This window comes from Micromonospora sp. BQ11 (genome assembly GCF_052068135.1).
Classification (GTDB): domain Bacteria; phylum Actinomycetota; class Actinomycetes; order Mycobacteriales; family Micromonosporaceae; genus Micromonospora.
The window spans coordinates 115013-127766 of sequence record NZ_JBQHDB010000015.1; the positions used below are offsets into that span (position 1 = coordinate 115013).

Annotated in this window: 12 protein-coding genes; 5 read left to right on the forward strand and 7 right to left on the reverse strand. The window is 69.3% G+C overall.

Going from position 1 to position 12754, the window contains the following annotated elements; genetic code table 11:
* Nucleotides 1–842: 842 nt before the first annotated feature.
* The 4 genes from ACTMSW_RS26425 to ACTMSW_RS26440 form a co-directional block, all read right to left on the reverse strand.
* A complete protein-coding gene (locus ACTMSW_RS26425; protein WP_441183394.1) occupies nucleotides 843–974 on the reverse strand; it encodes a hypothetical protein in 132 nt (43 codons plus the stop codon).
* Nucleotides 975–997: 23 nt separating this feature from the next.
* The gene (locus ACTMSW_RS26430) at nucleotides 998–2131 is read right to left on the reverse strand and encodes an epoxide hydrolase family protein (RefSeq protein WP_441183395.1); all 1134 of its coding nucleotides are present in this window, start codon (nucleotides 2129–2131) and stop codon (nucleotides 998–1000) included.
* A 63-nt stretch (nucleotides 2132–2194) separates the two neighbouring features.
* Complete coding sequence (locus ACTMSW_RS26435) at nucleotides 2195–3205, reverse strand: ankyrin repeat domain-containing protein (RefSeq protein WP_441183396.1); 1011 nt, start codon at nucleotides 3203–3205, stop codon at nucleotides 2195–2197.
* 151 nt (nucleotides 3206–3356) lie between these two features.
* The gene (locus tag ACTMSW_RS26440) at nucleotides 3357–4301 is read right to left on the reverse strand and encodes an NAD(P)H-binding protein (protein ID WP_441183397.1); all 945 of its coding nucleotides are present in this window, start codon (nucleotides 4299–4301) and stop codon (nucleotides 3357–3359) included.
* Nucleotides 4302–4392: 91 nt separating this feature from the next.
* Between ACTMSW_RS26440 and ACTMSW_RS26445 the strand changes: the two genes are divergently transcribed.
* Nucleotides 4393–4911, forward strand: a complete 519-nt coding sequence (locus tag ACTMSW_RS26445) for a MarR family winged helix-turn-helix transcriptional regulator (protein ID WP_441183398.1) — start codon at nucleotides 4393–4395, stop codon at nucleotides 4909–4911.
* A gap of 217 nt (nucleotides 4912–5128) precedes the next feature.
* Here the strand turns inward: ACTMSW_RS26445 and ACTMSW_RS26450 are convergent, their stop codons facing one another.
* The 3 genes from ACTMSW_RS26450 to ACTMSW_RS26460 form a co-directional block, all read right to left on the reverse strand.
* Complete coding sequence (locus tag ACTMSW_RS26450; protein WP_441183399.1) at nucleotides 5129–5251, reverse strand: hypothetical protein; 123 nt, start codon at nucleotides 5249–5251, stop codon at nucleotides 5129–5131.
* A 201-nt stretch (nucleotides 5252–5452) separates the two neighbouring features.
* Nucleotides 5453–6631: a sensor histidine kinase gene (locus ACTMSW_RS26455; RefSeq protein ID WP_441183400.1), complete on the reverse strand. Its 1179-nt coding sequence runs from the start codon at nucleotides 6629–6631 to the stop codon at nucleotides 5453–5455.
* Nucleotides 6632–6633: 2 nt separating this feature from the next.
* Nucleotides 6634–7287 carry a response regulator transcription factor gene (locus tag ACTMSW_RS26460; protein ID WP_441183401.1) on the reverse strand — a complete coding sequence of 218 codons (654 nt, stop codon included), beginning with the start codon at nucleotides 7285–7287 and terminating at the stop codon, nucleotides 6634–6636.
* 164 nt (nucleotides 7288–7451) lie between these two features.
* Between ACTMSW_RS26460 and ACTMSW_RS26465 the strand changes: the two genes are divergently transcribed.
* The 4 genes from ACTMSW_RS26465 (at nucleotide 7452) to ACTMSW_RS26480 (ending at nucleotide 12473) form a co-directional block, all read left to right on the forward strand.
* A complete protein-coding gene (locus ACTMSW_RS26465) occupies nucleotides 7452–8342 on the forward strand; it encodes an ABC transporter ATP-binding protein (protein ID WP_441183402.1) in 891 nt (296 codons plus the stop codon).
* Nucleotides 8339–9340 carry an ABC transporter permease subunit gene (locus tag ACTMSW_RS26470; protein ID WP_441183403.1) on the forward strand — a complete coding sequence of 334 codons (1002 nt, stop codon included), beginning with the start codon at nucleotides 8339–8341 and terminating at the stop codon, nucleotides 9338–9340. The genes ACTMSW_RS26465 and ACTMSW_RS26470 overlap by 4 nt, the downstream gene beginning before the upstream one ends.
* A gap of 863 nt (nucleotides 9341–10203) precedes the next feature.
* A complete protein-coding gene (locus tag ACTMSW_RS26475; protein ID WP_441183404.1) occupies nucleotides 10204–11613 on the forward strand; it encodes a hypothetical protein in 1410 nt (469 codons plus the stop codon).
* Between the two features lie 458 nt (nucleotides 11614–12071).
* Nucleotides 12072–12473: a hypothetical protein gene (locus ACTMSW_RS26480; RefSeq protein ID WP_441183405.1), complete on the forward strand. Its 402-nt coding sequence runs from the start codon at nucleotides 12072–12074 to the stop codon at nucleotides 12471–12473.
* The last annotated feature ends 281 nt before the right edge of the window (nucleotides 12474–12754 follow it).

Consider the following 12754-nt stretch of genomic DNA (forward strand, 5'->3'; position numbering starts at 1 on the left):
CCAGGACACGCAGCTCCGGATGCGAACGGCAGTCGAGGCAGCAGACCTAATCTCCGATCACCTCCGTACAGGCAGGGCGCGGTCAGTAACCGTCGTGCACCAGACCCGCTTCCACGCATCGTTCCGTGGCCTCGGCCGCAGTCAGGACGTCGGACTGCCGGCAGCCACGTACGAAGAGACCTACCCCAATACGGGTGGCCGTGTCCCTATCAGCGGTCCGCCAACGCTACCCGACCCGGCGACAACACCTCCGGATCATCCGAACGACAGGGGCAGGAAGTCGTACCGGGCCGGGCGACCGAGGGTCCCCGGCTGGGGACCTGGGCGCCAGGGCCATGAACGGGATCCCGCTGTGGGACCCACCCGGTACAGGCGGTGGCTCGTGGGCGGGGATGGACCCTCCTTCGGCGCCTGTGGAGCTGATGTCGTCAACGAATCAGCGGCACGACGGGCACAGCAGCCCAGACGATCATCACCGAGTGCGGCGCCACGTTGGAGCGCTACCGCTCGGTCCTCGACACCGGTACCGACCCGGCGGTGGTCACCGGTTGGATCGTGCAGCCGGGTGACCCGGGCAACATCGGCGATCACGGTACGCGCCAGAGGCCGGCACCGGACCTCGGCCGGCGCGACGCTGTCGGTGTCCACCAGCGCCCGCGCGGCGCCGCGCAGGTCACCGACCTGGAGGTACGCCCGCGCCGCGTCCACCAGGTATGCGCCCGATACTCTGCCGGCAGCCGCCGCCACCACCCGCGCCAGGTCGACGGCGGCCGGCCCGAGACTCATCCGGTGTCGGTCGTCGTACCCCCGGAGGTGGGCGGCGATCCCGGCGGCCCGGTCGGTCAGTTGCCGCCGCCCCCAATGGCGGTGACGCGGATCTCGATGTGCATGGCGGGATGGCCGAGGGCCGAGACGCCGAGCTGGGTCCGGATGGGGGCGCGGTCGCCCATGCGCCTGCGGAACTGCTCCACCATGACGCGGTTGTGCTCGTCGAAGATCAGCGCGAGCGACGGAAGCTGGCGCGCACCTCCGCGGCGAGGAGTTCCGGCTGTTCCCAGGCGGCGAAGTGCCCGCCCTTGGGCAGCTCGTTGTAGTGGACGAGGTTGGGGAAGCGTTCCTGCGCCCAGCGTCGGCTGGTCAGGTGGATGTCGCGGGGGAAGAGGCTGAGGCCGACCGGGACCTGGATCTTCTGCTCGGTGAAGGCGCGGAAGTTCTGCCAGTAGATGCGTGCCGAGGATGCTGCGGTCTGGGTCAGCCAGTACATCATGATGTTGTCCAGCATCTCGTCGCGGCTCAGCAGGTGTTCCGGATCGCCGTCGTGGTCGGTCCACTGCTCGTACTTCTCGTAGAACCAGGCCGCCTGCCCGACCGGCGAGTCGGTGAGGGCGTAGCCGATGGTCTGCGGGCTCTGGATCTGCTCGTGCTGGTAGCCCGATTCGTTCGCCTGGAAGGCATGCCACCGCTGCAGCGCACGCTCCTCCTGCGGATCCGAGGGGTCCTCCGGCGGCCCGTAGTGAGGGAACATGCTGAGATGGACGGCTTGCACCGCGGGCTCGCCGATGGTGCCCAGCGCGCTGCTGACGGCATAGCCCCAGTCGCCGCCCTGCGCGACGAAGCGGTCGTAGCCGAGGCGCTGCATCAGCACGACCCATGCGCGGGCGATCCGCTCCGGTGTCCAGCCGGTCTCCGTCGGCTTCTCCGACAGGCCGAAGCCAGGTAGCGAGGGCATGACGAGGTGGAAGGCATCCGCCGGATCGGCGCCGTGCGCGCGAGGGTCGGTGAGCAACGGCGCGACCTTGAGGAACTCGATGACCGACCCGGGCCAGCCGTGCGTCATCACCAACGGCGTCGCGTCGGGCTCGGGCGAGCGCAGGTGGAGGAAGTGGATGTCCAGTCCGTCGATCCGGGTCATCGACGGATCGAGCGCGTTCAGCCGGGCCTCGCAGGCGCGCCAGTCATAGCTGTCCCGCCAGTAGTCGCACAGCGCCCGCATCCTGTCCAGCGGTGCGCCCTGGCTCCAGTCCGGGACCGTCTCCCGATCGGGCCAGCGTGTGCGCGACAGCCGTTCGCGCAGGTCGTCGAGGGCGCTGTCGGGAAAGGCGAAGGGGTGCGGCCGAATGGTCTCGGTCATGGATGAACTCTCCTTGTCGTGCGATCGGTGGGAGAAGGAGCCGTCTGAGGCTCACGTGCCTGGTTATTCCTGCTCGAACTCGGCGAGTAGGCGGGCCAGCGCGTCGTAGCCGTAGATCAGGGCCAGGTCCCGGGGGGTTCGGCCGGTGTGTGATCTCAGGTCGGTGCGGGCGCCGGCCTCGAGCAGTGCCCGCGCGGCTTCCCGATGCCCGTGCCAGACCGCGTCGTGCAGCGCGGTGAAGCCGTTGTAGGGGCCCTGGGCGTCGATGTCGAGTTCCGGTGCTCCGGCTTCCCCGCGCTTCTCGGTCAGCGTCCGCACGACCTCGGCGTGCCCGAAGTAGGCGGCTTCATGCCCTGGCGTCGCTCTCATCAGGCCGTTCACCCGGCGAGGGTCCGCGCCGGCGTCGCGCAGCACCCGGACGATGTCGGTGCGCCCGTCGCGCGCGGCGATCCCGAGCGGGGTGTAGTCGTCGTCGTAGCCGCCGACCATAGGCGCTCGCTCGTCGAGGTCGGCTCCGGCCGCGATGAGCCGTTCGACCTCGCCGATGTCGTTGGCCTTCACCGCGGCCAGGAGCGTCCGCGCGCGGACCTGCTCGGCGTCGGCCCGGTCTCGCGCCTCGATGAGCCGCGCGATGGCGTCCAGGCCGTCTCGCCGGGCGAGGTCGAGCGCCGTCTCCTGGTAGTGGTCTCGCAGTGTCGTCTTGGCGCCGCGGTCCAGGAGCAGCCGCACCGCCGCTTCCTGCTTGTGCTCGACGGCGTCCATGAGGGGGGTGTGCCCGAGCGTGGGGGTTTGCTGATCGATGAAGGATCCGTGGTCGAGCAGCAGCCGGATGACGCCGGGGTTTCCCGACTGTGCCGCCTTGTGCAGCGCGGTCGCACCCATGCGTGGCTCCACCATGAGTACGTCCACCCCGGCGGTCAGCAGCAGTTCCACCATCTGCGGCCGGCCGAGGCCGGACGCGACCATCAGGGGGGTCAGACCCTCAGGCCCGCGGCAATTCACGTCGGCGCCGGAGCGGAGCAGATCGATCACGCCCGCAAGGTCGTCCGTCCGGATCAAGGTTTCCAGCGTCACGTCGAGTCTCCGAGGTCTTCAGCTGCTGATGTCGTCTGCTGGTGATGAACAACGGTGATGACCGCTCGGCCGCCCCCGACCGGGACGCGGCTACGTGGTCACGCCGAGCACCCAGACCGAGACGTAGGTCGTGCGAGGTGCGGCGCCGGTGTCATCGGCCGGTACGCCGCAGCGCGGGTTCGGCGACGGCGAGGAAGCTCTGCAACGTACGCGCCGGCCGCCCGGTGACGTGTTCGACGGTGTCGGTCACCTCCGCGAAGCTGCCGTCGCGTACCCGCTCGAACGTCAGCGCGGAGAGGTCTCGTTCAAAGCCCCCGAGACCGGCGACGGCCTCGTCGACGGTCACGTCCCGATGGGTCACGAGACGCCCCGCCGCCGCGGAGAGAAGCTCTGCGGTGCGCGGCAACGACAGGGCCTCCGGACCGGAGATCCGGTACGTCTGACCGGCATGCCCGTCATCGAGCAGCGCCCGTTCGGCGACGGCCGCGATGTCCCGGGCGTCGATCCAGGCCACCGCGGCGTCGCCGCTGGGAAACGGCAGCTCACCGGCGCCGGTGATCTGGTCGCGGTAGAAGCGCGGGTCGGTGAAGACCTGCATGAACCAGCCCGGCCGCAGGATCGTCCAGGGGCGCCCGCTGTCGCGGACCGCGCGCTCGGCACGTGGAGCCCAGCCGGCGGGCCCCGGGTGGTCAGGGCCTGGGTGGCCGCCGTCCTGGTCCGACAGCAGGACCACCCGGGTCCGGGGCGACGTCTGAGCCAGCAGCGCACCGATGAGTTCCGGCGCGTCCGCGCGGTCCGGCCGGACCACGTACACCGCGTCGACGCCGTCGGTCGCCGCCGCCCACCCGGACGGCTCGTCCCACGAGAAGACGGTGGGGCGGACGCCGTCGATGCCGACGGAGGACGGATCGCTGCTGCCGCCGCGCACCTCGACGCCCCGCCGTGCCACGAGCAGCTCCGCCAACGGTGCGCCCGTCTTGCCGCGCACCCCGGTCACCAGCACCCGGATCGCGCCCGCCACGGCCTGCTCGGAGTGCAGGTTCGCCACCTGTCCCTGGCCGTGGCCGGACGTGGCGGGGCACTGTGGTCCGGTCATGTCGTCCTCCCTGGTATTACTTCAAGCATGAAGCCAACGATAGCACGGACACTTCAACCATGAAGTAATCGGTGCTGGGTAGGGTGGCAGCATGCCCACCACCGCGACCCCGGAACCCGATGGTGACGCCGACCAGACGCCCTGGTTGTCGGCGGACGAAAAGGACGCCTGGAGCGCTCTGGTCTCGTTGGTCCTGCTGCTGCCCGGCCGGCTGGAGTCCCCCCTGCAACACGCGGCCGGCCTGACCCTCTTCGACTACCTCGCCCTCAGCCACATGTCGGAGGCGCCGGAACGGCGCCTGCGCATGAGCGAACTGGCCTACCTGGCCAACGGCTCACTCTCCCGCCTGTCCAACGTCGTGAAGCGGTTCGAGCAGCGCGGCTGGGTCGAACGTTTCCCCGACCCCGTCGACCGTCGCTACACGATCGCCGCCCTCACCGCCGCCGGCTACGAGGTCGTCGTCGCCGCGGCACCCACCCATGTGCGCTCGGTACGGCAGTACGTCCTCGATCCCCTCACCCCCGCCGACCAGCGCGCACTGCTGCGCATCGCCACCAAGCTCAAGGTGCATCCGGTCGACCTGGCGCAGGAGACGACCGGCGCCCGGTAGGGGCGAGCCGGGGTCGACCCGGTCATTCCGCAGCCGTGGATCGCCAAGACCACCGGCAATCCAGCCATCCAGTCGCGCTGAGGCAAGGGTTCGCGTCGGACGGATGTCGTCGCGGTCGGGCGCGGGTGGACGTACGTCGGGTGGGTGGCCCTTGGCCCAGCGCGCGTCCGCGCCCACCGGTGAGGTAGTCGCCGGTGGGCGCAGACGTCATGGACTGTCAGTCGACGACGATGACGGTCTCGCCGAGCAGCTTGCCGGTGCTTGCGTGCTGGTGCACGGTCGGCAGCTCCTGCAGCGGGCGGCGGTCGGCGATGTGCAGCCGGAGCCGGTCGTTGTCCACCCGGGAGACGAGGTCGGCCAGGTGTAAGGCGCTCGGATTGACCCATACGCCGGCCGGGCGCACTGAACGTGCTTCATCGGCTGGCGGATCTGACGACGATCCCACTGTCGGCCACGTAGGCGGTCAGCTTCGCCAGGTCCTCGGGGGCCAGGCGTACGTGGTTCACCACTACGTCGAGCACTTCTGGTTCCGCGGTTTGCGCTATTCAGGCTGGGGGCGGGGCGAGGGACTGCTGTTCGGCCTCGCCAGGTCGTCGGCGCCCACCATCGAGAACACCACCTCGACGACGAGGCCGCCGGGCGGCTGCGGGTGCGCGGTGAGCTTCGCGCCGTGCGCCCGGGCGATCGCGCGGACGATGGACAGCCCGAGGCCGTGATGCCCGTCGTCGGCCGTGCGGCGCAGCCGCTGGAACGGCTCGAAGAGACGGTCCACCTGATCCGCGGAGATGACCTCGCCGGTGTTGGCCACGGTGAGCACCACCCGGCCGATCTGCCGGTGCACGCTGACCTCGACCGTGCCGCCGGGCACGTTGTGGTGGATGGCGTTGTCACAGAGGTTGACCAGCAACCGGCCGAGCAGCACCGGATCGCCCGGCACCGACGCCGGCCGCAGCGAGGTCACCACCTGCACCCCGCGCCGTTCGGCCTCCGGCGCCCGCTCGCGCAGCGCCAGCTCGACCAGCCCGCTCAGGTCGACCATCTCGTCCGCGGCCCGGCCCTGCTCGCTGCTGGAGAGGGTGAGCAGCGACTCGAGAAGCTGGCCCCGCTGATCGCTGATCACCAGAAGCCGCTCGAAGTTGTGCCGGAACGATTCCAGGCTGGCGCCCGGATCGATCAGCGCCTCCTCGAGCAGCGCCCGCTCCACGGTCAGCGGGGTGCGCATCTCATGGGCGGCGTTGGCGACGAATCCCCTGTGGGCGTCGAGCGCGGTCTCCAACCGGCCGAGCAGGCCGTCGATGGTGTCGGCCAGATCCTTCAGCTCGTTGCGGTGGCCGGGCAGGGCCAGCCGCTCGTGCACGTTGCGATCGGAGATCCGGCGCAGGCGCTCGGTCATCGTCAGCACCGGGCGCAGCACGCGGCCGGCGATCAGCCAGCCGAGGAACAGCGAGACCAAAGCCATGATGGCCAGCGCGATCAGCGGCTGGAGCAGCCCGCTTCCGGCCGTGTCGGGCGCGTCGATCGCGGGCAGCGTGTCGTCGGCGGCGGGGCCGGGCGACGGCGGGCCGGACATCGGGCCGGACGGGAGCGGCGGCGGCGTCACCGGGTTGAGGCTCTTGGCGAGCGCCCACATGATCACCAGCAGGACTGTGCTCGACATCACGGAGACGAGGACGTACAGCACCGTCAGCCGCAGGCGGAGAGGGTGTTGTCCGGGTCGCATGATCAGATCCGGTATCCGGCGCGGGGCACCGTCTCGATCAGCGGCGGATCGCCGAGCTTGGTCCGCAGCCGGTTCACGGTGGCCTTCACCGTCGTGGTGAAGGGGTCGGTCGCCTCGTCCCAGACGCGGTCGAGCAGCTCCTCGGCGGACACCACCCGGCTGCCACAGGTCAGCAGATATTCCAGCACAGCAAACTCCTTAGGGCTCAGGTTGAGCCGGGCCCCGGCCCGGGTGGCGGTGCGCTGCGCCGGGTCGAGGCGCAGGTCACCGTGCTCCAGCACGGGCGGCGCCGCGGGCTGCGAGCGCCGGGCCACCGCCCGGATCCGAGCCACCAGTTCCGCGTATGCGAAAGGTTTGGGAAGGTAGTCGTCGGCGCCGATGCCCAGTCCCTCCACCCGGTTCGCGATGGTGCCCGAGGCGGTGAGCATCAGCACCCGGCTCAGCGATCCCTGGCTGACCAGCGTGCGGCACACGTCGTCGCCGTGCACCACGGGCAGGTCGCGGTCGAGGACGATCACGTCGTACGGGACCACCGTCGCCCGCTCCAGCGCCGACCCGCCGTCGTATGCGACATCGACGGCCATGCCCTCGCGCCGCAGCACCCGAGCGACCGAGTCGGCCAGGTCCGACTGATCTTCAACCACGAGTACCCGCATCACACGCCTTCCTGTCTGTGCGACTCAACTGTCGACGATGGTTCCGGACTGACGCTAATGAGAGTCCTGTCACAAGCCGGTCACAACGGCACGGACCGTGCTGTGACCGTCCGCTGTCTACAAATCCTCACTGACAGCAACAGCCCGGAAGGCAGGAGGACGTGATGACCCTGGCCATCCATACCGAATCTCTCAGTAAGCGCTACCGCCGCCACCTCGCGCTCGACGACTGCACGCTGGCGATTCCCGACGGACGGATCGTCGGTCTGGTCGGCCCCAATGGCGCCGGCAAGTCGACCCTTCTCGGGTTGATGTCCGGCATGATCGCGCCGACCAGCGGAAGCATCGAGGTGCTCGGTCACCGGCCGGCGGTCAGCGCGGAACAGCTGGCTCGGGTCGGATTCGTCGCTCAGGACGCGCCGGTCTACAGCCGGCTGACCGTCGCCGACCACCTCAAGCTCGGCGCCCAGCTGAACCCGAAGTGGGATCAAGGGTTCGCCGAGCGGCGAATCCGCGAGCGTGGGCTCGACCTCAAGCAGAAGGCCGGTTCGCTCTCCGGCGGTCAGCGGGCCCAGCTCGCGCTGACCGTCGCCGCGGCCAAGCGGGGCGAACTGCTCGTCCTCGACGAGCCGGTGGCGGCGCTCGATCCGCTGGCCCGGCGCGGATTCATGCGGGACCTGCTCGAATTCGTCGATGAGCTCGAGGTGACCGTGATTCTCTCGTCGCACCTGCTCGGCGACCTGGAGCAGGTCTGCGATCACCTGATCGTGCTGGCCAACGGCCGGGTGCATATCTCCGGCGACGTGTCGGACCTGCTCGCCGTCCACCACCGGATCACCGTCCGTGCGGGCGACCCCTACCGGCTGGCAGCCGGCGCCGAGCTGATCCACGCCGAGAACAACCGCGGCGAGTCGTCGGTGATCGTCCGGTCCACCTCGCCGGTTCCCGGGGCGGAGGCCGTGGACCTCGAGGACATGACCCTCGCCTATCTGACCCGAGCCACCACCACCGGCCCGGTCGGACCGGCCGCAGCAATGACGGGAGCAGACCGATGATCTGGCTGACCTGGAGGCAGTTCCGCGCCCAGGCACTGGTGGCCGCGGGGGCGCTCACGCTCCTCGCGATCTACCTGATCCACCTGGGCAGCGAGATCCGCAGCTTCTACGACACGAGGATCGCCAACTGCGCGGAACAGGCGTGCCATCTCGCACGGCTGGACCTGCGGGCCACCTACGACGACGCGATCTCGATCATGGCGGTGCTGCTCATCGCCATACCCGGCCTGCTCGGGGTCTTCTGGGGCGCCCCGCTGGTGACCCAGGAGCTGGAGCAGCGCACCGATCGACTGGTGTGGAACCAGAGCGTCACCCGCACCACGTGGTTGGCAGTCAAGCTCACCGTGATCGGGATGGCCAGCATGGCGGTGGCCGGCCTTCTCAGCCTGCTGCTGACGTGGAGCGCAAGCCGGTACGACGAGGTGATCGGTGAGCGGTTCGCGGCGCTGAGCTTCGGCTCCCGCAACATCGTACCGATCGGGTACGCGCTGTTCGCCTTCGTGCTCGGCACCGTGGTCGGCATGATCGTCAAGCGCACCCTGCCGGCCATGGCGATCACCCTGATCGTCTTTGTCGGGCTCCAGCTGCTGATCCCGACGGTCGTCCGGCAGAACCTGATGCCCCCGGTCACCGACACCGTGGCCGTCGACGCCAACGTGCTCAACAGCGGTGTCGGGATGAATCTGAAGGAGGACAACACCTTTGACATCCAGGGATACACGGCCAACGGGAGCTGGGCTCTCGAGTTCTCGTCACCGCTGTACAAGGCGGACGGTACGCCGTACCGCGGCGAGGACGCGAAGCCCTGCCTCATCCCGGACGACCGGGAGGCCGGCGACGCCTGCACGGCCGCGCAGAACCTGCGCTTCGACTACACCTACCAGCCGGGCCACCGATACTGGACGTTCCAGTGGATCGAACTGTCAATGTTCCTCGGACTGTCTCTTCTGCTGACCGCGTTCGGGTTCTTCTGGCTCCGGCGCCGCTCCCGGCGGTGACCTCGGCATGGCTACGGCACTGCATCGATGCGGTGCCGTAGCCATGTCGCACTGGGCCCGATGCCCGAATCCTGGAGACTCTGGCTGATCCGGCGACCCCCCGCCGGCCCGCCAACCCACGGGTTGGGGTGCAGTCGGCCAGCGCGATTGCGGCGCGCTGCGCCATGCGGTGAGTCAGCGCGTCTGGTTCTTTGCCGACGAGTGCCTCGATCCCGATGGCCACGCCGAGCACGAGGTCCTCAGCGTCGTCGCGAAACGTGGTGCGCCGGCAGCGGCGAGCGGCAATCTGAACATTCTTGGGCGCCGCCTTGAGTGGTTTCGGCTCGGAGAGCCCGGGGGAGGCGCCTGATCCCGTCATCTGGCTCAATGCCCTGCCGCGGGCGTTCAGTCGTCGGCAACGTCCTTGTCGCCGACCTGGCGGACGTCCCGCTGGCCGGGGCGAGGTCGACGCCGCGCTCGCACTCGTTGGCGGGCGAGGGCCCGGCGGACGTTCGCCGCCGTACGCGACGAGGGCCGCTACGCCACGGTGCTGACCGAGTAGCGGATCGGCGGCGTCGCAGGCGATACCGCCCTGGACGCCCTCGACGTGCTCGAACAGCTGTTCATCACCAGGTTGTGGCCTGCCTTACCGGCAGCCTCGAGCTGAACACGTACGGGACCAGGTCGCGTTCGATTCGGTGCAGCGTGATTCCCCTTCTGATCTAAACATTGACATACAAGGGATCTGTAAGTTCACTTAACAGTAAGTTCGGTAAGCCGCACTGCCCGGGCAGACAACCGACCAGGCGTTGGAGTCTGCTCGTCCCTCGGATCGTCGCCGCCGGCTCCGAGATGCCCGATGCAGGAGTTGAAGGAGCGCGTGCATGAGCCGTTCAGGCAGATTCGGCCGCCGCCAGTTGCTGGGTGCCGCGGGGGCAATCGGTGCCGCCACGCTGCTCGGAATCCCCGGACGCGCTCAAGCTGCCGCCGCTCCGCCTGTCGTACCGATCGACTGGCAGGTACTCGGGTCGTATCCCGGCGCCGACGCTGCGGGACAGCGGTTGACGGCGATTCTCGCGGGGAGTTCCCGCTACCTGATCGGGCCATGGTACGCAGCCACCTACACCTACTACCTGCCGGACGGATACATCGACCTCAAGGGCACCGACGAACGAGCTGTCCGGCTACCCGCGATGGCCGCCGTCGCCGCCGCGGCGGCCCTGGTCACCGGCACCTATGACCCTCGTACCCTGTCGGCTTCGAACGCTACCGTCCGCACCCGCAACCTCATCCGTACCCTCGCGGCCCGGCATCGGGCCAACAACACGAACAGCACCACCCGCTGGGGCGGAACGTGGCAGAGCGCGCTCTGGGCGTACTACACCGCGCTTGCCGGGTGGCTTTTCGCCGACCGCCTCGACGCGGTCACGCACGGCCATCTGGCCGCCATGCTCGCCTGGGAGGCCGACCGGCTCGCCACCGGCAACGCGGTCTACCTCGTGGGCACCGCCGGTAACCAGCTCTACATGACCCGCCGTGACGGCACCGTCGTCACCCCCGGCGACAGCAAGGCCGAAGAGGACAACTGGAGCGCCGCCGCGCTCTCCCTGGCCGCGGTGATGCTCCCCGGCCACGCCAACGTGACCCGCTGGGCACGCCGCAATGTCGAGCTCCTGCTGGCCGCAGCGGCCTGTCCGGCAGACCTCACCGGCACCGCCACAGTCAACGGGATTCGGCTGTCGTCCTGGCTGCAGGGCACGAACATCGCCGACGACGGGACCCTGCAGAATCACTCACGGCTGCATCCGCTGTACATGGTCTCGTTCGACCAGAGCCTCTACCAGGGCTTCGTCTACGGGCTCGCCAACCGAGCCGCGCCCAGGGCGGCGCTGCACAACATCACCCGGACGTACAGCGCGCTGGTCAACAAACCGTTCCCGTTGCCGAGCGGAGGTACCAGCCCGATCTACCGACCGAACTCGGCGGAGATCTACTACCCCGAGGGCAACGACTGGGGGACGCACTTCCCCTTCTACTTCGGCAGTTTCGACCTGCTGGTCTCGTTGACCGGCCAGGATGCCGGCATCAGCCCGTCCGCGGCCACCTGGGAGCAACGGCACAACGACGCGCAACTGGCCCTCATGGCGCGCTTCAGTGACGGCCGCACCTACGGTGCCAGCAGCGAGAACACCTACTACGGCAGGGAACACCGCATCGGCGCCATGGCCGCTCAGACCTATCTCACCCTCTTCCTGGCCCGCAACTCCACCGGCAACCGGCTTCGCTGGGAGTGACTGCGTCGCGGTGACCGTCGGCGCTGACGTCGTCGTGGTCGGCCGTGCGAATGTCGATCTCGTGCGCGTCACGGGCCTGCCCACGCCTGAGCGAGCCGTCTTCTCGTCCGGCCTGGTGTCCGCTCCGGGAGGCAGGAGCCTCTACCAGGCGTCCGGAGTGGCTCGCCTCACGCACAGCGCGGCACAAGCGCGCGGCGGTACCCGGACGCGTTCTGGACAGACGGTTACGGCGTTCGCGAGGACTCGACCGGCCGGCTGCTGGCAAGCCCACGTCAGCGGTCGGAGCGGGTATCGGCTGGCGAGACCTGTGGTCCGTGGGCCATGGTTTGGATGTGATCGTCATTCAGCGGGTGCGCGTGCGGTGGAGCGCGGCTGGGCGCGGTGCTCCACAGGCCAACGCCCGTCGAGGACTCAACCGCCCGGCGATCCTTCCTGCGCCGCTCCCGAGAGGCGATGTCGTGGTCCACGACGTCCTGGCTGATGAGGCCGCCAGCTACGCACGCCGCAGTAACGTACTGGCCGGTGGCGTGAGCATCGCCCGCAGCCTCACTCTATGGCTCACCTCCGACGGCTCGGCGATAACCGTCGCGCGTCTACCCGGCGCGGCGGCGTTCCCCCGCACCGGAGTGTCGACCCGCCTGTTCACCCTCATCCCTGGGCAGGTCGGCCGGTACCGGGCCAATTTCCGGTTCCGGTTCACCGACTGCGCGTGCGACCCCAGCTGGTACTACGAGGACTGGGTGGTCCATGTCAGCAACGGCGATGTCGCACACGACCGCTTTCTGCACGGTGAACCGGACTGCGTTGTCGACAACCGGGTCCATCTTTACGGCGGCCCCGCACGCCGAGGAAATCGCTAGCATCCGCCCATCAAGCCTCCGACACCCCTGCCCTCAACCCTCAACCCTGCCCCGCGCGTTCACCGGCAGTGCGCGGATGCGGGTCCGCCATGCATGCATCAGGCGAGCGGATGCTCGTCGTGTCCAGGAGGGCGGACACGCGCGAGGTCTCGTCTCTCGGCTGCGTCGAACGTCGCGAAGGCCCGCCACGAACCCGGTCCGCGTCGTGGTCGTCCTGCCCGTCGTCCCCCAGAAAACAGACCGGGCAGACTCGTAGCCGCCTCCGCCCTCCAACAAGCACA